This window comes from Streptomyces sp. NPDC001933 (genome assembly GCF_042890955.1).
Classification (GTDB): Bacteria; Actinomycetota; Actinomycetes; order Streptomycetales; family Streptomycetaceae; genus Streptomyces.
Map to the genome: position 1 here is coordinate 239,695 of NZ_JBIASS010000014.1, position 21,928 is coordinate 261,622.

The 21,928-nt window shown below is 72.8% G+C and carries 20 protein-coding genes; 13 read left to right on the top strand and 7 right to left on the bottom strand.

The annotated features are described in order from the left end of the window. Positions 1-20: 20 nt before the first annotated feature. Complete coding sequence (locus tag ACFYY7_RS30455) at positions 21-923, bottom strand: A/G-specific adenine glycosylase (RefSeq protein ID WP_266731933.1); 903 nt, start codon at positions 921-923, stop codon at positions 21-23. A 155-nt stretch (positions 924-1,078) separates the two neighbouring features. Further along, the gene (locus tag ACFYY7_RS30460; protein WP_388666584.1) at positions 1,079-1,726 is read right to left on the bottom strand and encodes a phosphatase PAP2 family protein; all 648 of its coding nucleotides are present in this window, start codon (positions 1,724-1,726) and stop codon (positions 1,079-1,081) included. 196 nt (positions 1,727-1,922) lie between these two features. Here ACFYY7_RS30460 and ACFYY7_RS30465 point away from each other — a divergent pair, with 196 nt between their 5' ends. Continuing rightward, positions 1,923-2,723: a hypothetical protein gene (locus tag ACFYY7_RS30465; protein ID WP_388666587.1), complete on the top strand. Its 801-nt coding sequence runs from the start codon at positions 1,923-1,925 to the stop codon at positions 2,721-2,723. Positions 2,724-2,824: 101 nt separating this feature from the next. Here ACFYY7_RS30465 and disA read toward each other — a convergent pair whose 3' ends face one another. Beyond that, the gene (gene disA / locus ACFYY7_RS30470) at positions 2,825-3,949 is read right to left on the bottom strand and encodes a DNA integrity scanning diadenylate cyclase DisA (RefSeq protein WP_266731937.1); all 1,125 of its coding nucleotides are present in this window, start codon (positions 3,947-3,949) and stop codon (positions 2,825-2,827) included. A gap of 80 nt (positions 3,950-4,029) precedes the next feature. Continuing rightward, a complete protein-coding gene (radA, locus tag ACFYY7_RS30475) occupies positions 4,030-5,442 on the bottom strand; it encodes a DNA repair protein RadA (protein ID WP_388666590.1) in 1,413 nt (470 codons plus the stop codon). A 239-nt stretch (positions 5,443-5,681) separates the two neighbouring features. On the opposite strand from radA, the gene ACFYY7_RS30480 reads away from it, so the two are divergent. Continuing rightward, positions 5,682-7,550: a hypothetical protein gene (locus ACFYY7_RS30480; RefSeq protein WP_388666593.1), complete on the top strand. Its 1,869-nt coding sequence runs from the start codon at positions 5,682-5,684 to the stop codon at positions 7,548-7,550. A gap of 141 nt (positions 7,551-7,691) precedes the next feature. Here the strand turns inward: ACFYY7_RS30480 and ACFYY7_RS30485 are convergent, their stop codons facing one another. Beyond that, positions 7,692-8,552, bottom strand: a complete 861-nt coding sequence (locus tag ACFYY7_RS30485) for a hypothetical protein (RefSeq protein ID WP_388666596.1) — start codon at positions 8,550-8,552, stop codon at positions 7,692-7,694. Positions 8,553-8,592: 40 nt separating this feature from the next. Here ACFYY7_RS30485 and ACFYY7_RS30490 point away from each other — a divergent pair, with 40 nt between their 5' ends. The 4 genes from ACFYY7_RS30490 (at position 8,593) to ilvD (ending at position 13,180) form a co-directional block, all read left to right on the top strand. After that, complete coding sequence (locus tag ACFYY7_RS30490; RefSeq protein WP_388666599.1) at positions 8,593-9,546, top strand: Ppx/GppA family phosphatase; 954 nt, start codon at positions 8,593-8,595, stop codon at positions 9,544-9,546. 157 nt (positions 9,547-9,703) lie between these two features. After that, entirely contained in the window at positions 9,704-10,519 is an 816-nt protein-coding gene (locus ACFYY7_RS30495; protein ID WP_388666655.1) for a sugar phosphate isomerase/epimerase family protein, read from the top strand. Positions 10,520-10,533: 14 nt separating this feature from the next. After that, entirely contained in the window at positions 10,534-11,205 is a 672-nt protein-coding gene (locus tag ACFYY7_RS30500; protein ID WP_388666658.1) for a TetR family transcriptional regulator, read from the top strand. A gap of 124 nt (positions 11,206-11,329) precedes the next feature. Then, entirely contained in the window at positions 11,330-13,180 is a 1,851-nt protein-coding gene (gene ilvD / locus ACFYY7_RS30505) for a dihydroxy-acid dehydratase (protein ID WP_388666601.1), read from the top strand. A 40-nt stretch (positions 13,181-13,220) separates the two neighbouring features. On the opposite strand, the gene ACFYY7_RS30510 is transcribed toward ilvD, so the two are convergent. Then, positions 13,221-15,425: a serine/threonine-protein kinase gene (locus ACFYY7_RS30510; protein ID WP_388666603.1), complete on the bottom strand. Its 2,205-nt coding sequence runs from the start codon at positions 15,423-15,425 to the stop codon at positions 13,221-13,223. Between the two features lie 124 nt (positions 15,426-15,549). On the opposite strand from ACFYY7_RS30510, the gene ACFYY7_RS30515 reads away from it, so the two are divergent. The 6 genes from ACFYY7_RS30515 (at position 15,550) to proC (ending at position 19,902) form a co-directional block, all read left to right on the top strand. Further along, positions 15,550-15,897, top strand: a complete 348-nt coding sequence (locus ACFYY7_RS30515) for an SH3 domain-containing protein (RefSeq protein ID WP_351254625.1) — start codon at positions 15,550-15,552, stop codon at positions 15,895-15,897. A 55-nt stretch (positions 15,898-15,952) separates the two neighbouring features. After that, entirely contained in the window at positions 15,953-16,474 is a 522-nt protein-coding gene (locus ACFYY7_RS30520) for a hypothetical protein (RefSeq protein ID WP_388666606.1), read from the top strand. Positions 16,475-16,603: 129 nt separating this feature from the next. Then, positions 16,604-17,428: a class I SAM-dependent methyltransferase gene (locus ACFYY7_RS30525; protein ID WP_388666609.1), complete on the top strand. Its 825-nt coding sequence runs from the start codon at positions 16,604-16,606 to the stop codon at positions 17,426-17,428. Positions 17,429-17,459: 31 nt separating this feature from the next. Next, the gene (locus ACFYY7_RS30530) at positions 17,460-18,227 is read left to right on the top strand and encodes an ABC transporter ATP-binding protein (RefSeq protein ID WP_388666611.1); all 768 of its coding nucleotides are present in this window, start codon (positions 17,460-17,462) and stop codon (positions 18,225-18,227) included. Next, positions 18,224-19,018, top strand: a complete 795-nt coding sequence (locus ACFYY7_RS30535; protein WP_388666614.1) for an ABC transporter permease — start codon at positions 18,224-18,226, stop codon at positions 19,016-19,018. The genes ACFYY7_RS30530 and ACFYY7_RS30535 overlap by 4 nt, the downstream gene beginning before the upstream one ends. A gap of 74 nt (positions 19,019-19,092) precedes the next feature. After that, the gene (gene proC, locus ACFYY7_RS30540) at positions 19,093-19,902 is read left to right on the top strand and encodes a pyrroline-5-carboxylate reductase (protein WP_383712194.1); all 810 of its coding nucleotides are present in this window, start codon (positions 19,093-19,095) and stop codon (positions 19,900-19,902) included. A 1-nt stretch (position 19,903) separates the two neighbouring features. Here the strand turns inward: proC and ACFYY7_RS30545 are convergent, their stop codons facing one another. Next, a complete protein-coding gene (locus tag ACFYY7_RS30545) occupies positions 19,904-20,488 on the bottom strand; it encodes a cysteine hydrolase family protein (protein ID WP_388666618.1) in 585 nt (194 codons plus the stop codon). A gap of 74 nt (positions 20,489-20,562) precedes the next feature. Between ACFYY7_RS30545 and ACFYY7_RS30550 the strand changes: the two genes are divergently transcribed. Next, a complete protein-coding gene (locus ACFYY7_RS30550; RefSeq protein WP_388666621.1) occupies positions 20,563-21,552 on the top strand; it encodes a GlxA family transcriptional regulator in 990 nt (329 codons plus the stop codon). The last annotated feature ends 376 nt before the right edge of the window (positions 21,553-21,928 follow it).

Consider the following 21,928-nt stretch of genomic DNA (forward strand, 5'->3'; position numbering starts at 1 on the left):
GAGCGGGGCGGGTACGGAACTCAGCTCAGCGGCAGCCGGTACTGCCCGCCGGCCAGCGGTTCGACCAGGCCGTCGGCGACCAGGCCGTCCAGTGCGCGGGCGCGCTGCACCGGTTCGTCCCACACCGCGTCCAGCGCAGACTGCGGCACCGGTGTCATGGCGTCGCGCAACACGGCGAGCAGCCGTCCGCGCACCTGCCGGTCGGTGCCGGCATAGGTCTGGCCGCGGCGCGGGGGCCCCTGGTGGGCGGGCTTTCCGGCCAGCAGCCAGGCGCACTGCCCGGAGATCGGGCACCGGTTGCAGTCCTCGTTCTTGGCGGTGCAGACGAGGGCGCCGAGTTCCATCGTCGCGGCGGCCCAGCGGGCCGCCCGCTCGTCCTCGTCGGGCAGGAGCGCGCGGGCGAGCTTGCGCTCGGCGGCGGTGGTCGCGTTCGGCGGGTACTGGATCCCGGTCGCGGCGCGGGCGAACACCCGGCGGACGTTGGTGTCGAGCACGGCGTGACGCTGCCCGTACGCGAACGAGGCCACGGCCGCCGCGGTGTACTCGCCGATGCCGGGCAGGGCGAGCAGCTGACCGTGCTCGCTCGGTACGTCGCCGCCGTGCCGTTCCGTTATGGCCTGCGCGGCGCCGTGCAGGCGGAGCGCCCGGCGGGGGTAGCCGAGCCGGCCCCAGGCGCGGACCGCCTCGCCGGGCGGTTCGGCGGCCAGGTCGGCGGGGCGGGGCCAGCGGGCCAGCCACTGCTCGTAGACCGGGAGGACCCGGCTCACGGGGGTCTGCTGCAGCATGAACTCGCTCACCATCACACCCCAGGCGCCCGCTTCGGGGCGGCGCCAGGGCAGATCGCGGGCGTGCTGGTCGAACCACCCGATGACGGGAGAGTGGAGGGAGGCGGGGGGCGTCTGTGTCGCAGTCATGGCAGTCATCGCACCGTCGATCCTGGCACGGAAGGACGGACGACGGTTCAGCGCACGGTGGTGTCGCGCCTCGTGAGGGCCCTTGGGGTGATAATGCCACCCGTCCGCGCGCCGGGGGTCCGGCAACCGGCCCAAGGGGGCCCGGCCGGGTCCCGCCAGGTCCGTCAGTGCCGCTTGGCCCGGTGCCGGGAGCGGCCGGCCGGCACTGCTCCGGGCCCCGAGGCCCAGGCCGCCATCGGCGCCCCGCTGCTCCGTACCGTCCCGGCGAGCGACTGCACCGGGCGGCGCAGCACGGCGACCACCAGGGCCGAGACGGCGGCGCCCAGCAGCAGCCCGACCGCCACGTCATGCGGGTAGTGCACGCCGACGAAGACCCGGGAGAAGGCCATCAGCAGGGCCATCGGCACGGTGAGCCAGGCCAGCCGGGGGCGGGCGATCGCCAGGGCGATCGCCGCCGCGCCGGCGATCGCGGAGTGGTTGCTGGGGAAGGACCAGTCGCCCGGCGGCGGGCAGCTCACCAGCGAGGCCGCCGCACCGGCGACCGCCCTGCACGGGCGCTCCTCGTCCACCACCGACTTGAGTACCTCGCTGACCACATAGCCGAAGGCGGTCGCGACGGGCGCGAGCACCGCCAGTGCCAGGGCGCCGTCGTCCCGGCGCCGGGCACGCCACCACCCGGTGATGAACAGGACACCGAAGAGCAGGAGCCCGAGCTCCGTCCATATCTCGGCCAGATGCTGCACCCATGACGGCATGTCATGTGCGAAGTCGGTGATGTCCCGGTAGAGCGGCGCGGTGACTGAACTATCCATGTGACAGAGGGTAGTCAATGAAACCGGGTGTTCATCCGGGCGTTCCCCGGAAGTCGACTCGGCGGCCAACTCGGCGGCCAACTCGGCGGCACTGCGGGGCCTGAACGGGCCGTCCGTGATGATGATCCGTAAAACTTGCGGACCGGGGCGGCGGGTGGGGCGGGAGTCGGCGCCGATCTCTCGTACAGTTTGCGCCGTGGGATCTTTGCGTAATCCGATCGGTCCGCTTCCCTCCACCATCTACTGGCGACGGAGGGCCGTAGCGGCGACGCTCGTTGCGCTGCTCGCGCTGCTGATCGTGTGGGTCGTCACCTCGGGCGGGGACGAGAAGACCAAGGACGACTCCCGGCCCGCCGGTTCGGGCCCCGCGCAGGAGATCACGCCGGGACCCGACGGCTCGGGCCCGGCCATCAGCCAACAGCCCGGCGGGCGCGACGAGTCGGACGACTCGGGCGGATCCGGCTCGGACGACGGCGGTACGGACACGGGCTCCGGCGGCGGTTCGGGCGACGCCGGTACGGAGGCGGGCGCCGGGACCGGTGGCGCGAGCGGCAGCGGTACGACGGGTCAGCAGGTCCCGGCCTCCTCCTCGCTCCCCGACTGCACCCCCGCGGCACTCCGGTTGAGCCTGAGCACCGAACTCAGCTACAGCCCCGGCGAGAAGCCGAAGTTCAAACTGGTCGTCACGAACAACTCGGCCACCACCTGCAAGGCCGACCTCGGACCGAAGAGCGCGGTGCTCACCATCACCGAGGCGGGCGGCGACGACAACCAGGTGTGGTCGTCCAAAGACTGCCCGCGCGACGCGGCCGTGCTGCTGCTGAAGGTCCCGGCGGGCGAGACCGTCGTCCACACCGTGGAGTGGGACCGCGGGAAGAGCTCCCCGCAGTGCGCGACGCCGCCAGCGGGGACGGCCGGGCCCGGTACGTATCTGGTCGAGGCGAAGTCGCCGGGCGAGCCGGTGCAGCGCGCCTCGTTCGTCCTCGCGAAGGACTGAGACCGACAGGGGCGCACCGACCCGGAGAACGCGGCGGGGCCCGGTTTCCCGGGCCCCGATCGTCCTGCGCCTGCTGCTGTGCCGGGTCTGCGCTACCGGCTCTACACGTACCGTTCGAGGATCGACGACTCGGCCAGCCGGGACAGGCCCTCGCGCACGCTGCGCGCCCGCGCCTCGCCGACGCCGTCCACCGTCTGGAGATCGTCCACGCTGGCGGCGAGCAGCTTCTGCAGACCGCCGAAGTGCTCCACCAGCCGGTCGATGATCGCCCCGGGCAGCCGGGGAACCTTCGCCAGCAGCCGGAAGCCGCGCGGCGAGACCGCCGAATCCAGCGTCTCGGGTGAGCCGCTGTAGCCCAGGGCCCGCGCCACGACCGCGAGTTCGAGCAGCTCGGTGTGGGAGAGCGCGTCGAGCTCCGTCAGCGCCTCGGCGACCGTGCGGGACCGCTTCGCGGTCGGCTCCGGCACATAGTCGCGCACGACCAGCTCGCGCTCCGGCTCGACGCCCGCGATCAACTCGTCGAGCTGGAGCGAGAGGAGCCGGCCGTCGGTGCCGAGCTCGACCACGTACTCCGCGATCTCGGTCGCGATCCGGCGGACCATCTCCAGCCGCTGCGCGACGGCCGTCACGTCCCGGACCGTCACCAGGTCCTCGATCTCCAGCGCGGAGAGCGTGCCCGCGACCTCGTCGAGCCGGAGCTTGTACCGCTCCAGGGTGGCGAGGGCCTGATTGGCGCGGGAGAGGATCGCGGCGGACTCCTCCAGGACCCGGCGCTCCCCGTCCACGTAGAGCGCGATCAGGCGCATCGACTGCGAGACCGAGACGACCGGGAAATTGCACTGCTTGGAGACCCGGTCCGCCGTGCGGTGGCGGGTGCCGGTCTCCTCGGTGGGGATGGAGGCGTCCGGCACCAGCTGCACGCCGGCACGCAGGATCTTGGTCATGTCCTTGTCGAGGATCAGCGCGCCGTCGAGCTTGGCCAGCTCGCGCAGGCGCGTCGCGGTGAACTCCACGTCCAGCACGAATCCGCCGGTGCACATCGACTCGACGGTCTTGTCCATGCCGAGCACGATCAGTCCGCCGGTGTTGCCGCGGAGGATGCGCTCCAGTCCGTCCCGCAGCGCCATTCCGGGCGCCACGGCGCTCAGCGAGGCGCGCATGAGCGCCTCATTACCGGTGCCTTGGCCGGACTTTCCGGGCGATGCTGCCCGGTCGTTGGCTGCCACTGCACTCCTCCGGTCACAGGTTTGCGGTGCCCTTACGTCCCTCGTACCGTTCGTACGGACGGGCGAGACCAGGGCAAAGTCTACCGGCGTGCGCTCTCCTCCTGGGGGGCCTGTGCGCGAGACCGGCGCGGGAGGACTCTCAGCGCGTCGCCCATGTTGGCGACTTCTGTGACCTTCATACCGGCCGGGACCTTGCCCGGGTCGGTCGGGACCAGCGCGTGCGTGAAGCCCAGCCGGTACGCCTCGGCCAGCCTGCGCTGGACCCCGGTGACCCTTCTGACCTCGCCCGCGAGGCCCACCTCGCCGATCGCCACCAGGTTCTTCGGCAGCGGGGTGTCGCTCGCGGCACTGGCCAGCGCCAGCGCGACCGCGAGGTCCGCGGCGGGCTCGGAGAGCTTCACACCGCCGACCGTCGCGCTGTAGATGTCCCGCTTGCCCAGCGAGCTGATCCGGCCGCGCTGCTCCAGGACCGCGAGCATCATCGACACCCGGGACGTCTCCAGGCCGGAGGTGGTGCGCCGGGGCGAAGGGATCTGGGAATCGACCGTCAGCGCCTGCACTTCGGCGACGAGCGGCCGCTTGCCCTCCAGGGTGACGGTCAGGCAGGTGCCTGGCACGGGCTCGTCGCGCCGGGTGAGGAACAGGCCGGAGGGGTCGGCGAGGCCGGTGATGCCCTCGTCGTGCAGCTCGAAGCAGCCCACCTCGTCGGTCGCGCCGTACCTGTTCTTGACGCCCCGTACGAGCCGCAGGCGGGCGTGGCGGTCGCCCTCGAAGGACAGCACCACGTCGACGAGGTGCTCCAGCAGCCTGGGCCCCGCGATCGCCCCCTCCTTGGTGACATGGCCGACCAGGAGCGTCGACATGCCGCGCTCCTTGGAGGCCCGGATGAGGGCCCCGGCGACCTCCCGGACCTGCGCCATGCCTCCCGGCGCCCCGTCGATCTCCGGCGAGGCGACGGTCTGCACGGAGTCGAGGATGAGGAGCGAGGGCTTGACGGCGTCGAGATGGCCGAGGACCGCGGACAGGTCGGTCTCGGCGGCCAGGTACAGATGGTCGTTGATCGCCCGGATCCGGTCGGCGCGCAGCCGCACCTGGCTCGCGGACTCCTCGGCGGTGACGTAGAGCGTGCGGTGCTCGTCGCTCGCGGCCTTGGCGGCGACGTCCAGCAGCAGCGTCGACTTGCCGACGCCCGGCTCGCCCGCGACGAGCACCACGGCACCCGGCACGAGACCGCCGCCGAGCACCCGGTCCAGCTCGCCGACGCCGGTGGACCGGGCGGTGGCCTGCCGGCTGTCGACCTGGCCGATGGGGAGCGCGGCGGTGCTGACCCGGCCGGCCGCGGTGGTCCGCACGGCGGGGGCGCCGCCGAACTCCTCGACCGTCCCCCACGCCTGGCATTCGGGGCAGCGGCCGAGCCACTTGGCGGTCGTCCAGCCGCATTCGGAGCAGCGGTAGGACGGCCGGTCCTTCGCGGTTTTCGTACGGGCAGCCATGGCGCAACCGTATAGGTGGGGTACGACAATGCCGCCCGGCACGGTCCGGAGGCCGACGCGCGCCCGCTCCCGGGGCGCGGTGGCTCCGGCGGAATGCCGTGGTGCTTCCGGCGGAATGTCGCGGTGCTTCCGGCGAATTAGGTAATTCCTGTCCCCTTTTGAGGGATACGTTCACCCGTAAGGATTAAAAGTGCTGAAGGGGAGCGAAAGGTGTGCGCTGTGCTGCCTACGGTCGCAAGGTGACGAGCAGCGGTCTGGAGCCCCCCACGCACACCACCGGCGCACACCGGGCGCGACGCGGTGCGCCCCGCCTCCCGGCGCACACTTCGCCGCGCCGGCCGCCCGCCCGGTACGAACCGCATCTCGACGGCCTGTTCACCTACTGCCTCTCCGTGCTCTGCGACCACGACGCCGCCACCGAGGCGCTCGGCGGTGTGCTCGCGATCGCGGAACGGCAGGACGGCCGGTGCCCGGCGGGCGAGGAGGAACGTAAATCCTGGCTGTACGCGCTGGCCAGATGGATGTGCCTGCGCAAGCTCGCCGAGCAGAAACAGGGCCGCCAGGCGCACGGCCACAAGGCGGGGAAGCAGCCGCGCAGGCTCTCCTCGAAGCAGGAGACGAAGCGGGCGGGCGGCCCTCCGGGCAAGCAGCCGTCGGGCGGATCGGTGCCCCAGGGGGCGCGCGCCGGACGCCGCACGCCCCCGACCGTCGCCGCGAAGGCTCCGGCCACCGCCGCGTCCACGCCGGGCGGCGCCCCCGCAGGCCCCGCCCGCGCCCCCGAGACCGAGGCCGCCGCCGAGGCGCACCGCCGCGAGCTCGCCCAGCTGGCCTGGCCCGAGGCCGCGGGCACCACCCCCGAGCAGCGCGAGGCGCTCGAACTCGCGGTGCGCCACCACCTCCCCCCACGCGCCGTCGCCTCCGTCCTGGGTCTCGAACCGGCGACCGCCCGTGAGCTGCTGGCCGCCGCAGCCTGCGAGGTGGAGCGCACCCGCGCCGCCCTCGCCGTCGTCGAGACCGCCAACTGCCCCACCGTCGCCCGGCTCACCGGCGAACACCGCGTCCTGCTCTCCGCCGCCCTGCGCCGCGAACTCGTCCGCCACGTCGACGACTGCCCCCGCTGCCGCAGGGCCGCCGAACGGGCCGGCGCGAAAGGCCCCTGGCCCGGCGCCGCGGTCACCGCGGCCGCCGCGCTGCCGGTCGTCGAGGCGCCCCGGCCATCGGCGTACGTCGCGATGGTCCACGCCCAGCGCAACCGCTCCGGCGGCCCGCGCTTCGACCGGACGGGCTTCCCCATGGACCCGAAGGACCACGCCGCGCGCCGCGACCGGCTGCGGGCCAGGGTCGTGACGACGACGGTGGTGGCGACGGTCGTCGCCGCCCCCGTGATCGCGCTCTGGACCGCCTACCGGGGCGCGCCGCAGACCGGCGAGGGCCACGAGGGCTCCTCGGTCACCGCCACCGAGAGCGATGTCCGGCCGGAGCTCGACGGCACCGCGGACGGCCACTACGAGAACGCGGGCAACGCCCGCCCCCAGCCCGGCGCCCGCTTCGCCGACGGCCGTGCCCCGGACGTCTCGGCGGAGGTGATCAGCACGGGTCCGGGCCGGGGCGGCGCCGGCGGGCTCACCGTCGAGGCCCGCTCGTCCGGCGGCACGACCCTGATCCGGCTGACCGCGTCGGGCGGCGCGCCGGTCGCCTGGTCGGCCCGCCCGGACGCGTCCTGGGTGCGGCTGAGCCGCTACTCGGGCACCCTCGCCGCGGGCGAGAGCATCACGCTCCACGTCCTGGTGGACCACCGGCGGGAACCGGCCGGCCCGTGGAGCGTGCGCATCGCCCTCGCCCCGTCGGGCTCGGCGGTGGTGATCCGGGGGCGCGGGGTACCGCCGCTCACGCCCGGCGGCCCGGGGCGCCCGGTCCCCGCCGATCCGTCCGCCACCACCGGGCCGTCGGCTCCGCCCACGTCCTCGCCGGATCCCACGCCGTCGACCGACCCGACGCCCGGCCCGAGCGATCCCACGCCCACCCCGACGGACCCGGGCCCGCCCGACCCGTCACCGGACCCGACGCCCACCGACGGGCCGGGACCGAGCACGACTCCGACGGGCTGAGGGGGCAGGCCGACTCGAAGGGCCGATCCGACGGGCTGAGGGGGCAGGCCGACTCGACAGGCCGATCCGGCGGACCGATCCGGCCGGACCGATCCGGCGGGCCGAGGGGCAGACCGTACGGGCCCACCCACCCCCGTGCGGTCACGCAGGATCGGCCGGAGGGACCGGATCCGCGGGGTGCGGTGCCATCGGCAGCAGCGCGGACAGCCGCTCCTCGCACAGTTCGACGAGCCGCTCGTACGCCTTCTCGCCCATCATCTCGGTGAGCTCGGGCCGGTACGAGACGTACACCGGCTCCCCGGCCCCGTGCGCCGAGGTCGCCGAGGTGCACCACCAGTGCAGATCGTGGCCGCCGGGACCCCAGCCCCTGCGGTCGTACTCGCCGATCGACACCTGGAGCACCCGGGTGTCGTCGGGCCGGTCGATCCAGTCGTACGTGCGCCGGACGGGCAGCTGCCAGCAGACGTCCGGCTTGGTCTCCAGGGGCTCCTTGCCCTCCCGCAGCGCCAGGATGTGCAGGGCGCAGCCCGCACCCGCCGCGAATCCGGGCCGGTTCTGGAAGATGCACGAGCCCTTCCAGCGCCGGGTCTGGCGTTCCCCGTCGTCGTCGAGCTGGACCCAGCCCGTCTCCGTACCGACGTCGTGGAACTGCCACAGCTCGGGGGTCAGCCGCTCCACGTGGCCCGCCACCCGCTTCTCGTCGTCCTCGTCCGAGAAGTGCGCGCCCAGCGTGCAGCACCCGTCGTCCGCACGGCCCGCCTGGATGCCCTGGCAGCCGCTGCCGAAGATGCACGTCCACCTGGAGGTCAGCCAGGTCAGGTCGCAGCGGAAGATCTGTTCGTCGTCCCCCGGGTCCGGGAATTCGACCCAGGCGCGCGCGAAATCGATCCCCGTCTCGTCGTCGGACCGGACCGGTCCGTTCACTTCCTGCTGCTGCGCCTCCTGCTCGGTTCTCTGCTTCTTCGTGTTTTTGCCCGGCTTCGCCTTTTTCGTCTTTGGCACGCGCCAAGAGTAAGTCTGTCGCCCCGGTAGCGTTCCTGCCATGAGACTCGGAGTCCTCGACGTGGGTTCGAACACGGTGCATCTGCTGGTGGTGGACGCGCACCCCGGCGCACGCCCGCTGCCCGCGCATTCGCACAAGGCGGAGCTGCGCCTGGCCGAACTGCTCGACGAGGACGGGGCGATCGGCCCCGAAGGTGTGGACCGGCTCGTGGCGACGGTCTCCGACGCGCTCCAGGCCGCCGAGGACAAGGGGTGCGAGGACGTCCTGCCGTTCGCCACGTCCGCGGTGCGGGAGGCGAGCAACGCCGATCAGGTGCTGGCCCGGGTGCGCGAGGAGACCGGCGTCGACCTCGCCGTCCTCAGCGGCGCGGAGGAGGCCCGGCTCACCTTTCTCGCCGCGCGCCGCTGGTACGGCTGGTCGGCCGGGCGGCTGCTGGTCCTGGACATCGGGGGAGGTTCGCTGGAGATCGCGTACGGCATCGACGAGGAGCCGGACGCCGCGGTCTCGCTGCCGCTCGGGGCCGGCCGGCTCACCGCCGGGTGGCTGCCGGGCGATCCGCCGGACCCGGCTGAGGTGAAGACGCTGCGCCGCCATGTCCGGGCCAGGATCGCCCGGAGCGTCGGGGAGTTCACCCGCCTCGGCCGCCCGGACCATGTCGTGGCCACGTCCAAGACCTTCAAGCAGCTCGCCAGGATCGCCGGCGCCGCACGCTCCACCGAAGGCCTGTACGTGCAGCGCACCCTCACCCGCAAATCTCTGGAGGAGTGGGTGCCGAAGCTGGCGGCGATGACGGCCGAGCAGCGCGTCGGCCTGCCCGGCGTCTCCGAGGGCCGGGCCGCGCAGCTGCTCGCCGGGGCGCTGGTCGCGGAGGGCGCCATGGACCTGTTCGGGGTCGAGGAGCTGGAGATCTGCCCCTGGGCGCTGCGCGAGGGCGTCATCCTGCGCCGCCTGGACCACCTGCCGACGGAGGAGCCGGACGCCCTGGGCGGCTGAGCGCGCCCTGCTGGGCTTGCCGGTGTCGCGGGCGGCTGAGCGCGCCCGGCCGGGCGTCGCCGGGCGGCCGGAAACCGGCCATGGCCCTGCTCACTTTCCGCCGGGAACTCTCGGCGGGGCGTACCACTGCCCGTACGCTGTCCCAGTGGCAGAACCAGTGGTGCGCATCCCGGATGCGAAGGTCGCCCTGTCGACGGCTTCCGTCTACCCGGAGTCGACGGCGACGGCCTTCGAGATCGCCGCGCGCCTCGGTTACGACGGTGTCGAGGTCATGGTGTGGACCGACCCCGTCAGCCAGGACATCGAGGCCCTGCGGCGGCTCTCCGACTACCACCAGGTGCCGATCCTCGCCGTCCACGCGCCCTGTCTGCTGATCACCCAGCGCGTCTGGTCCACCGATCCGTGGGTGAAGCTCCAGCGGGCCCGCGCCGCGGCGGAGAAGCTCGGGGCGACGACCGTGGTCGTCCATCCGCCGTTCCGTTGGCAGCGCAATTACGCGCGTGACTTCGTCACCGGGATCTGGCGCATGGCGGACGAGACCGATGTGCGGTTCGCCGTGGAGAACATGTACCCCTGGCGGTACCGGGACCGCGAGATGCTCGCGTACGCCCCCGACTGGGACGTCACCAACGACGACTACCGCCACTTCACAGTGGACCTCTCGCACACTGCGACGGCCCGCACGGACGGCATGGCGATGGTCGACCGGATGGGCGACCGGCTCGCCCACATCCACCTCGCCGACGGCAAGGGCTCCAACAAGGACGAGCACCTGGTGCCCGGCCGCGGCGACCAGCCCTGTGCCGAACTCCTGGAGCACCTGGCCCGCACCGGCTTCGACGGCCATGTCGTCATCGAGGTCAACACCCGCCGGGCCATGTCCACCGCCGAACGCGAGGCCGATCTGGCGGAGGCGCTGGCCTTCACCCGGCTCCACCTGGCGTCGTCCCCGACCCGGGCACCGCGCCAGTGACGGGCGACACCCCCGTGGACCCCGCCGACTCCACCGACTCCACGGACGGCGCCGACGACGGCCCCACGGACCCCACCGGCCCCACACCCCCCAAGCGCCGCGGCCGCCCCTCCCGTACCGCCGAGACCACCGGCCCCGACGCGCGCACCCGCATCCTGGAGGCGGCCCGCAACGAATTCGCGGAGCGCGGCTACGACAAGACGTCGGTCCGGGGCATCGCCAAGGCGGCGGGCGTCGACTCCGCCCTGGTCCACCACTACTTCGGCACGAAGGACGAGGTCTTCGCGGCCGCCATCGAGCTGTCCTTCGAGCCGGCCCTGGAGATCCCGGCCGTCCTCGGCGAAGGCACGGACGGGCTGGGGGAGCGGCTGGCCCGCTACTTCATCGCCGTGTGGGAGAACCCGGCGTCCAGGGCCCCGCTGCTGGCCATCATGCGATCCGCCCTGACCCATGAGGCGGCCGCGAAGGTCCTGCGGGGATTCGTGCTGCGCCGGCTCCTGGAACGGGTCGCGGAGGCACTGGACGTACCGGACGCCACGTTCCGCGCGGAGCTGGCGGCCTCGCAGATGCTCGGGATCGTGATGCTCCGCTATGTGATCCGGGCGGAACCGCTGGCTTCGGCCGACCCCGAGGAGATCATCGCGATGGTCGCCCCGACGCTCCAGCGCTATCTGACGGAGTCCTGAACCCGCACGGGCACCCCGCCCACTCACCGAGCACTTCGTCCCGCATTTCGGACACTGTGTCCAGATCTTGGAGCCGGAGGCGTACGCTCGTAGGCAGTCTTAAACGTCGAAGGAGCGAGAGACGATGCCCCAGCTGAGGTCCCGCACTGTCACCCACGGCCGCAACATGGCGGGCGCCCGCGCCCTTATGCGGGCCTCGGGCGTAGCGAGCGAGGACATCGGCAAGCCGATCATCGCGGTCGCCAACTCCTTCACCGAGTTCGTCCCCGGCCACACCCACCTGGCCCCGGTCGGCCGGATCGTCTCCGACGCCATCAAGGCCGCGGGCGCCGTGCCCCGCGAGTTCAACACCATCGCCGTCGACGACGGCATCGCGATGGGCCACGGCGGGATGCTCTACAGCCTCCCCTCCCGCGACCTGATCGCCGACTCCGTCGAGTACATGGCCGAGGCGCACTGCGCGGACGCGCTGATCTGCATCTCCAACTGCGACAAGATCACCCCCGGCATGCTGATGGCCGCGATGCGCCTCAACATCCCGACGGTCTTCGTCTCCGGCGGCCCGATGGAGGCCGGCAAGGCCACCCTGGTCGACGGCACGGTCCGCAAGCTCGACCTGGTCAACGCGATCAGTGACGCCGTCGACGAGAGCATCTCGGACGAGGACATCCTCCGTATCGAGGAGAACGCCTGTCCCACCTGCGGCAGCTGTTCCGGCATGTTCACCGCCAACTCGATGAACTGCCTGACCGAGGCCCTCGGCCTCTCCCTCCCCGGCAACGGCTCCGTCCTCGCCACGCACACCGCCCGCAAGGCGCTGTACGAGGAGGCTGGCCGCACGGTCGTCGAGATCACCAGGCGCTACTACGAGCAGGACGACGCGACGGTCCTGCCCCGCTCCATCGGCACCCGCGCCGCGTTCGACAACGCGATGGCGCTGGACATCGCGATGGGCGGCTCCACCAACACGATCCTGCACCTGCTCGCCGCGGCGCAGGAGGCCGAGCTGTCCTACGACCTCGCCGACATCGACGCGGTCTCGCGCCGCGTCCCCTGCCTGTCGAAGGTCGCCCCCAACGTGGCCCCCGGCGGCACGTACTACATGGAGGACGTCCACCGGGCCGGCGGCATCCCCGCCCTCCTCGGCGAGCTGCACCGCGCCGGCCTGCTCGACGAGGACGTGCACTCGGTCCACTCCGACTCCCTCGCCCAGTGGCTGAAGGACTGGGACATCCGCGGCGGCTCCCCGTCCCCGGAGGCCGTCGAGCTCTGGCACGCGGCCCCCGGATGCGTCCGTTCCGCGACCGCCTTCTCGCAGTCGGAGCGCTGGGAGACCCTCGACCTGGACGCGGCCGGCGGCTGCATCCGCGACCTGGCGCACGCCTACTCCAAGGACGGCGGCCTCGCGGTCCTCAAGGGGAACCTCGCCGAGGACGGCTGTGTCGTGAAGACGGCGGGCGTCGACGAGTCGATCTGGACCTTCGAGGGCCCGGCGGTCGTCTGCGAGTCGCAGGACGAGGCCGTCGACAAGATCCTCCGCAAGGAGATCAAGGAGGGCGACGTCGTCGTCATCCGTTACGAGGGTCCGCGCGGCGGCCCCGGCATGCAGGAGATGCTCTACCCGACCTCCTTCCTCAAGGGCCGCGGCCTCGGCAAGAGCTGCGCCCTGGTGACCGACGGCCGCTTCTCCGGCGGTACGTCGGGCCTGTCCATCGGCCACGCGTCGCCGGAGGCCGCGTCGGGCGGCACGATCGCGCTGGTCGAGGACGGCGACCGGATCAGGATCGACATCCCGAACCGTTCGATCGAGCTCCTCGTCCCCGAGGCCGAGCTGGCCACCCGCCGCGAGGCGCTGAACGGCGTGTACGCGCCGAAGAACCGCGAGCGCAAGGTCTCGGCCGCGCTGCGCGCCTACGCGGCGATGGCGACGAGCGCGGACCGGGGCGCGGTGCGCGACGTGTCCAAGCTGGGCTGACCGGCCCGCCGGCCGACGGACCACCGGACCCCGCCCGCTCTCACCAGCGGGCGGGGTCCTGCCCGTCCACGGCGAACACGGACCCGTCGGGCGCGGTCCCGAAGACGGTCCGCCCGGCGGCGACCGGGGCGGGCAGCGCCGAGGAGTACGTGAGCCTGCCGTTCCGCAGCCGTGGGCCCGTCTGGCCCAGCAGCTTCCCGTGCTCGGTGTCCACGGCCAGCAGCCGTCCGTCCGCCGCCGAGAAGTACAGCCGGTCCCCGGCTGCGAGGACGGGAGCGGAGGTCCGCCCGGCACCGGTCTCCAGCTGCCAGCGCACCGTCTTTCCGCCCTCGGCCGGGCGGGTGTCGACGGCGACCAGCGTCCCGCCGTGCGCCAGCAGGTAGGCGGTGTCCCCGCCCAGTACGACCTCCGGCTCGTTCATCCGGAACGGCAGCGCCATCCGTACGGCGTTGTGCGCCCCCGGTTCGTAGCGGACGAGCCCGACGGTCTGGGCGTCCCCGTTCATGGCCGTCATGACGAGAGCACCGTCCGAGGTCCCCACCGGGGTCAGCATCCCGTCCAGCCGCCGCTGCCACGACGTGCGCCCCGTCGCGGCGTGGACGGCGGAGACCAGCGTGGTCGATCCGTAGGCCGAGTGCTCGAACGCGTAGGCCAGCCCGGTGCGGGCGTCGTACAGCGCGTAGTCCGGGCGCTGGTGCCCGGCGAGCCGATGCCGCCAGAGGGACACCCCGGTCGCGGAGTCGAGCGCCTCGGTGGTGCCGTCCTCGGCGACCAGCAGCAGCGCGTCACCCGCGTCGAAGGGGGTGCCCAGGTACGGGGAGAGCTCCGCGGCCCAGACCTGTTCGCCCTTGGCGGGGTCGTACGCCCGGAGCTTCCCGCCCGGTACCGCCGTGTGCACCAGACCGCCGGAGACCGACACCACGCCGACCGCCGGCGCGTCGGCCTCGGCGCCGCGCGACCACAGCACCCGGCCGTCCGCGGGATCCAGCCGGGAGACACCGATGCCGTCCGCCGCGCAGTACAGCGCGGGCGGACCGGACGCCTCCGCCCCGGCGCCGTCCGCCGGGGAACAGGCTGGGGTCGCCTTGCCGGTGGTCCGCAGGGCCGTCCGCCACGGGGCGAGCTCCTGCGCCGAGTCCTTCGTCCCGCCCGTACCGCCCGACTCACCGGCCCCGCCGGAATCGACGCCCGTGCCGACGGCCCACACCCCGCCGGCCCCCATGACCAGCAGCGCCGCGGTGGCCGCCAGCCACCGCCGCTTGCCGCTTCCGGCAGCCGCCTTACTGCCCCGCGCCGCCGAGCCCTCGCCCACGTGCGTGTCCGCTTCCGCGCCGGAAGAGGCGTCGGCCCCGGTCTGCGGTACGGGCGCCGGACCGGTGACCGGCCGCCGCTGCGACGGTATGAACGCGGCGGCCTCGTACGAGGGCGGACGCAGCGTCGTCATGATCTCGTCCGGGGTGGGCCGCCCGGCGGGGTCCTTCGTCAGGCACTGCCCGATCAGCGGGGCCAGGTCCGCCGGCACCCCCGCCAGATCGGCCTCGTCGTGCACCACCTGGTAGGCCACGATGTACGGGCTGTCCGAGTCGAAGGGCCCCCGGCCGGTCGCCGCGTGGACGAGCACGGCCCCCAGGGCGAACACATCGGCGGCGGGCCCGACCTCACGCGGTCGCTGGAACTGCTCGGGCGCCATGTAGGGCGGCGAGCCGATCAGCTTGCCCGTCTCGGTGCGCAGATCGCTGTCGTACGGGCGGGAGATCCCGAAGTCGATGACCTTGGGCCCGGAGTCGGAGAGCAGTACGTTGCTCGGCTTCAGGTCACGGTGGATGACACCGGCCCGGTGGATGTCCCGCAGCGCCTCGGCGAGCCCGGCCGTCAGTCTGCGCAGCCCGGCCGGGGCCATCGGCCCGTTCCGCTTCACCTGGTCGGCGAGCGTGGGGCCGGGCACGTACAGGGTGGCCATCCAGGGCCGTGCGGCGTCCGGATCGGCATCGACGACCGGCGCGGTGAAGGCGCCGCTGACCCGCCGGGCCGCCCCGACCTCCTGCCGGAAACGCGCCCTGAACTCCGGGTTCGCCGCGTACTGCTCGTGCACCACCTTGACGGCGAGCTGCAGTCCGGAGGCGGAGCGGGCCAGGTGCACGACCCCCATGCCGCCCGCGCCGAGACGTGCCTCAAGACGGTACTGCCCGGCGTACTCCGGATGCTCCGCTTCCGGATTGGCGCCGGTACCTCGCAGCGGCGGCATCGCCCACCCCCGTGTGTTCGTCCGCAAGCGCGACGCACGGAGCCTAGTCGATGGTGCGTGCGATCCGGACGGGGCTTAGTAGCCTGCGCGTCGTACACACCGACTCTCAACGGGGGAGGGCCTCATGGCCATGGACGAGCACACCGACATCACGACCGCCGCCACCACCGACGCCGCGGCCGACGTCACCGAGGACGTGGCGGCGCTCGCCGGTTCCGACGACGTCACCAGGTACCCGATCGCGCCCGGCTACCGCGTCAACGTCCGCACCGGACCGGGCACCCAGTACGGGATCGTCAGGACCCTCCCGTACGGGATGAAGGTCCCGGTCTACTGCCAGAAGCCGGGGGAGCGGGTCACCGGCCCGTACGGCACCTCGAACCTCTGGGACAACATCGCCAACGGCCAGTTCGTGGCGGACGCCTACGTCCACACGGGCAGCGACGGCTACATCGCACCGCGCTGCGACTGAACGGGGCGGTGCCCGGCGCGTCCGGGGCCGCGACCGCCCGGGGATAATCGGCTTCGTGAGCGAGAACAGCGAAGCCCCCGGCTCCAGCACGCCCGGCCCGCAGCCCGAGCCCCTGCGCTTCTTCGGTACGACCTGGGTCGACCACGGCGGGGGCTACGGGCTGCGACGCGTCGGGGCGGCGGTCGGCTCGCTGGCCGCCGCGGTCGCCGCCTGCTTCGTGCTCCGGTTCGCCTACCAGGGGCTCGAGATCGCCGACGTCGGCAGCTTCGTCGGCATCCTGGTCGTGCTGATGTTCGCCATCTGCAGCGCCATCGCCTTCCGCAAGACCTGGGAAGGGTTCAGCCGCCGCCCCGCCGACCCGGCGCGCGAGGCCAATCTGCGCGGTCTCAAGACGATCGGCTTCGTCGGCTCGCTGATCGCGTACTTCCTCCGTACCTTCCGCGAGGCGCCGGGCGAGCAGCTGCACCGCACGGAGTACGAGACGGCCCTGGCCCGTTATGAGAAGCGCCGCACGGCCCGCACCGGGAACCCGGCGGCCCGCAAGAACACCAAGGGCAAGCGCCCCAAGCGCAAGTAGGCACCCCGGCTCCGCCCCGATGGCGCGTGAGCCCGCGCCCGCTCGCCGGCCCGGTGCGTGAGCCCGCGCCCGCTCGCCGGCCCGGTGAAAAAACCGGCGCACGCCCCCGGTGCGAGCCACGATGAACCCATGGTTCCCGCCGATTCCCACCGCCCCGCACCCGCATCCGCCCCCACCTCCTCACCGCCGGCCACCCCGGCCCCGCCCCGCGCGCTCTCCTTCGACCGGGCCGCCGCCCAGTACGCCGCGGCCCGCCCCGGCTACCCGCCCACGCTCTTCGACGCGGTCGAGGAACTGGCCCACCGCCCCCTGCAGGGCGCCCGCACCGTCGACATCGGCGCCGGCACGGGCATCTCCACCCGGCTCCTCCACGAACGCGGCGCCCGGGTCACCGCCGTCGAACCGGGCGCCGGCATGGCGGCGGAGCTCCACCGCTCGCTCCCGCACCTGCCGGTCGTACGCGGCGACGGCAACCGCCTCCCCCTCGCCACCGCATCGGCCGACCTGATCACGTACGCCCAGTCCTGGCACTGGACGGACCCGGCCCTCGCCGCCCCCGAGGCGTTGCGCGTCCTTCGCCCCGGCGGCGCCCTCGCCCTCTGGTGGAACGTCTCCGACCACTCCGTCCCGTGGATCGCCGAGCAGGACGCCCGGCTGCGCCGCTTCTTCGGCGCCGGCGACTCCGCCCACGGTTCGGCCGTCCGCTCCCGCGACCTGCCGTCCGGGCTCGACTTCGCGCACCGCCGGCTGCCCTGGACCCGGCGGGTGCCCCTCGACACCCACCTCGCCAACCTCGGCAGCCACTCCGCCTTCCTCGTCCTCGGCGCGGACCCCACGCGACGCTTCCTCACCGAGGAGGGCGCCCGGCTCGCGGAACTCTTCCCGGACGGCACGGTCGAGGAGAGCTACGCGGTCGACCTGAGCGTGGCCGTCGTCCCCGGCACCACCTCTTGACGGGCAGACACCCCGGGACCATATTCATCACATGATGAATAACCGGGGTGCCGCCATCGAGGCCCACGGCCTCACGGTCGTACGAGGCGACCGCACGGTCCTGCGCTCCATCGACTTCACCGTCGAACCCGGCAGGATCACCGGCCTCCTCGGCCCCTCCGGCTGCGGGAAATCGACCCTGATGCGGTCCGTCGTGGGCACCCAGGCCAAGGTCACCGGCACTCTCGACGTGCTCGGCAGCCCCGCGGGCCACCCCGCGCTCCGCCCGCGCATCGGATACGTCACCCAGGACCCGTCCGTCTACACCGACCTGACCGTCCGGCAGAACCTGGACTACTTCGCGGCGATCCTCCTGCCAGGCCGCCGACAGCGCGACGCCCGCCGCGCCGCCGTCACCCGCGCCATCACCGAGGTCGACCTGACCAGCCACGCCGACGCCCTCGCCGGCACCCTCTCCGGCGGCCAGCTCGCCCGCGCCTCCCTCGCCGTGGCCCTGCTCGGCACCCCGGAACTCCTGGTCCTCGACGAACCCACCGTGGGCCTGGACCCCGTACTCCGCCGCGACCTGTGGAACCTCTTCCACCGCCTCGCCGCCGACCGCGGCACCACGCTCCTCGTCTCCTCGCACGTCATGGACGAGGCCGAACGCTGCCACCGCCTGCTCCTCATGCGCGAGGGCGAGATCCTCGCCGACGGCACCCCCGAGGCGCTGCGCACCGCCGCCCGCGCGGACACCGTCGAAGCGGCGTTCCTCCACCTGGTCGACCAGGCCGCCACCCGTCAGGAGCCCGCCCGATGAGCACGACACCGACACCGCCCCCGGCACCGCCCCCGGCGACCGGCACCCCGCTCCTGAGCCCGGCCCGCACCCTGGCCACCGCCGCCCGGGTCCTGCGCCAGCTGAGCCACGACGCCCGCACCGTCGCCCTGCTGCTCCTGGTTCCGGTCGTGCTGATCAGCCTGCTCCGGTACGTGTTCGACGGCAGCCCCCGCACCTTCGACGCCATCGGCGCCTCGCTCCTCGGCATCTTCCCGCTGATCACGATGTTCCTGGTGACCTCGATCGCCACCCTGCGCGAACGCACCTCGGGCACCCTCGAACGCCTCCTCGCGATGCCGCTCGGCAAGGGCGACCTGATCGCCGGCTACGCCCTCGCGTTCGGCGCCGTGGCGATCGTCCAGTCGCTCCTGGCCACCGCGGTCTCGGTCTGGGCGCTGGGCCTGGACGTCACCGGCTCGCCGTGGCTGCTGCTCCTGGTCGCCCTGCTCGACGCGCTGCTCGGCACGGCACTGGGCCTGTTCGTCTCCGCCTTCGCCGCTTCCGAGTTCCAGGCCGTCCAGTTCATGCCCGCCGTGATCTTCCCGCAGCTCCTGCTCTGCGGACTGTTCATCGCCCGCGACCGGATGGCCCCCTTCCTCGAAGCGATCTCGAACGTGCTGCCCATGTCGTACGCGGTCGACGGCATGAACCAGGTCCTCGGCCACACCGACATCACCGGCGACTTCGTCCGCGACGTACTGGTCGTGGCGGGCTGCGCCCTCCTCGTCCTCGCCCTCGGCGCCGCCACCCTCCGTCGCCGCACCGCCTGACGGGCCGGTGCGAGGATGACGGACACGAGCACCGAGCACCGAGATCCGTCAGCACAGCCCGGAGGGTGAACCACATGACCCAGACAGTCGCAGTACTCGGCACCGGCAAGATCGGCGAGGCCCTGCTCAGCGGCATGATCCGGGCGGGCTGGCGCCCGGCGAACCTGCTGGTCACCACGCGCCGCTCCGAGCGCGCCGAGGAACTCCACAACCGCTACGGCGTCGACTCCGTCAGCAACGCCGAGGCCGCCAAGCGCGCCGACATCCTCATCCTCGCGGTCAAGCCCCAGGACATGGGCCGGCTCCTCGACGAGCTCTCCGGGCACATCACCCCCGACCGCCTGGTCATCAGCGCCGCCGCGGGCATCACGACCGCCTTCATCGAGGACCGCCTCGCCGCGGGCACCCCGGTCGTGCGCGTCATGCCGAACACCCCCGTCCTCGTCGACGAGGGCATGTCCGTCATCTCGGCCGGCAGCCACGCCACCACCGACCACCTCGCCGCAGCGGAGGCGATCTTCGGCGGCGTCGGCAAGACCCTCCGCGTCCCCGAGTCCCAGCAGGACGCGGCAACCGCCCTGTCCGGATCGGGCCCCGCGTACTTCTACTTCCTCGTCGAGGCGATGACCGACGCCGGCATCCTGCTCGGCCTGCCCCGCGCCCAGGCCCACGACCTGATCGTCCAGGCCGCCATCGGCGCCGCCGTGATGCTCCGCGACAGCGGCGAACACCCCGTCAAGCTGCGCGAAGCCGTCACCAGCCCGGCCGGCACCACCATCAGCGCCATCCGCGAACTGGAGAACCACGGCGTGCGGGCCGCCCTCATCGCCGCCCTCGAAGCCGCCCGCGACCGCAGCCGCGAACTCGCCTCCGGCAACGGCTGACCTACACCGCGGCAGCGATCAGCTCCGCGCTGCGCACCACCTTCGCGAAGCCACCGCCGTGCAACGACACGGCGGTGGCCCGCGCCAGCTGGTCCGCGCTCTGCGTCCACCCCCACGGCCCGGTCAGATCGAAGGTGTGCGTCGCGTCCAGCGGTACGAACACCTCGTACCCGAGGTTCCCGCCCATCCGCGCCGTGGTCTCGACGCACATGTTGGTCTGGATCCCGACCACCACGAGCTGCCGGATCCCGCTCCGCTCCAGCCACTCGGCGAGATCGGGCGTCCCGTAGAAGGCGGAGTTCACGCTCTTCGTCAGCAACAGCTCGGGCCCACCGCCCTTCCCGCGCCGCTCCTCCACGTACCCCTTGAAGTCGTTCCCCGGCTGCCCCACCCGCAACGGCGAGTCCGGCTTGGGCGAGTCATGCCGTACGAACACCACCGGCCGCCCGCTCGACTGCCAGGCATCGATCAGCCCCGCGATGTTCCGGTCCGCCTCCGGGTTGTTCCGAGGCCCCCAGTACGACTCCTCCTCGAAGCCGTTCTGTACGTCAATCACGATCAGTGCCGCGTTCTCTGCGATCTCCATGCGAACGATCCTGCCGCCCGGCACCGCCCTGCCCCAGAGGGCAGAAAGCCATCGACCGATGGTTTACTGCCACGATGGCGCCCCCCTCCGAACCCACCCGCATCGCGCTCGTCTCCTTCCCCGGCGTACGCGCCTTCGACGTCTCGGTCATCACGGAGGTCTGGGGCGTCGACCGCACCGACCGCGGCGTCCCGCCCTTCGAGCTGCGCCGCACCGCCGCCGAACCGGCCCCCATCGCTCTGCGCGGCGGTCTCTCCCTCACCCCGGACCGCACCCTCGCCTGGCTCGCCCGCGCCGACCTGATCGTCGTCCCCGGCCTCGACGACCACCTGATCCCGGCCCCCGCCCCGGTCCTGGAGGCCCTCCGCCGCGCCCACGCCCGGGCCACCCCGATCGCGTCCCTGTGCGGCGGCGCCTTCCCGCTCGCCCAGGCCGGCCTCCTGGACGGCCGCCGAGTGGTCACCCACTGGCACCTCACCGACAACCTCCGCGCCACCTACCCCCATGTGAAGGTGACCCAGGACGCCCTCTTCCTCCACGACGACAACATCTGGACGTCAGCGGGCACCGCGGCCGGCATCGACCTCTGCCTCCAACTCGTACGCACGATGCACGGGGCCGAGATCGCGGCCACGATCGCCCGTTCGATGGTCACGGCCCCGTTCCGCACCGGCACCCAGGCCCAGTTCATCGAGCACCCCACCCCCCGCGCCGACCGCGACGCCGACACCCTCGCCGCAGTACGCGCCTTCGCCCTGGCCCATCTGGCGGAACCGCACACGGTCGCTTCCCTCGCCACCCGCGCCGGAATGTCCCCCCGCTCCTTCGCCCGCCGCTTCCAGGCCACCACCGGCACGACCCCGCTGCGCTGGCTGATCACCCAGCGCATCGCCGCAGCCCAGAAGCTCCTGGAACGCACCGACCTCCCCCTCCCCGAGGTGGCCCGCCGCACCGGCTTCGGCAGCGAGATCACCATGCGCCAGCACTTCGCCACCCACGTATCCACCAGCCCCCGCGACTACCGCCTGGCCTTCCACCGGCAACCGGACCCAGCCCGGGGTTGACACGCCCTGCCCGCATCCGTAGTGTGCTCCGAGTTGTCCGACGTGAGCGCCGACTCCGGTCGGTCCCCGGACAGCCATCCCGCAGTAACCACATCTGACCAGCGACATCCGTCGCCGGACTTTCTGTGCGCATTTGCGGAATGAGGAATCCACGTTCGAAGGAGCGTGACCCCCGATTAGCGTCGGGGCCCAGGATTCCGCTAAAGTCTCACTCGTCGGAACGGCCCAACGGCCGGGAAGACAAACCCCGCTGACTGGGAATCAGGCCCGAAAGGATCTGGTAGAGTCGGACTCGCCGGAAAGGGAAACGCGAAAGCGAAGAACTGGAAAGCGAAAAGCAGGATCCCGCTTCGACCGGGAATCGGACACGAAAGAG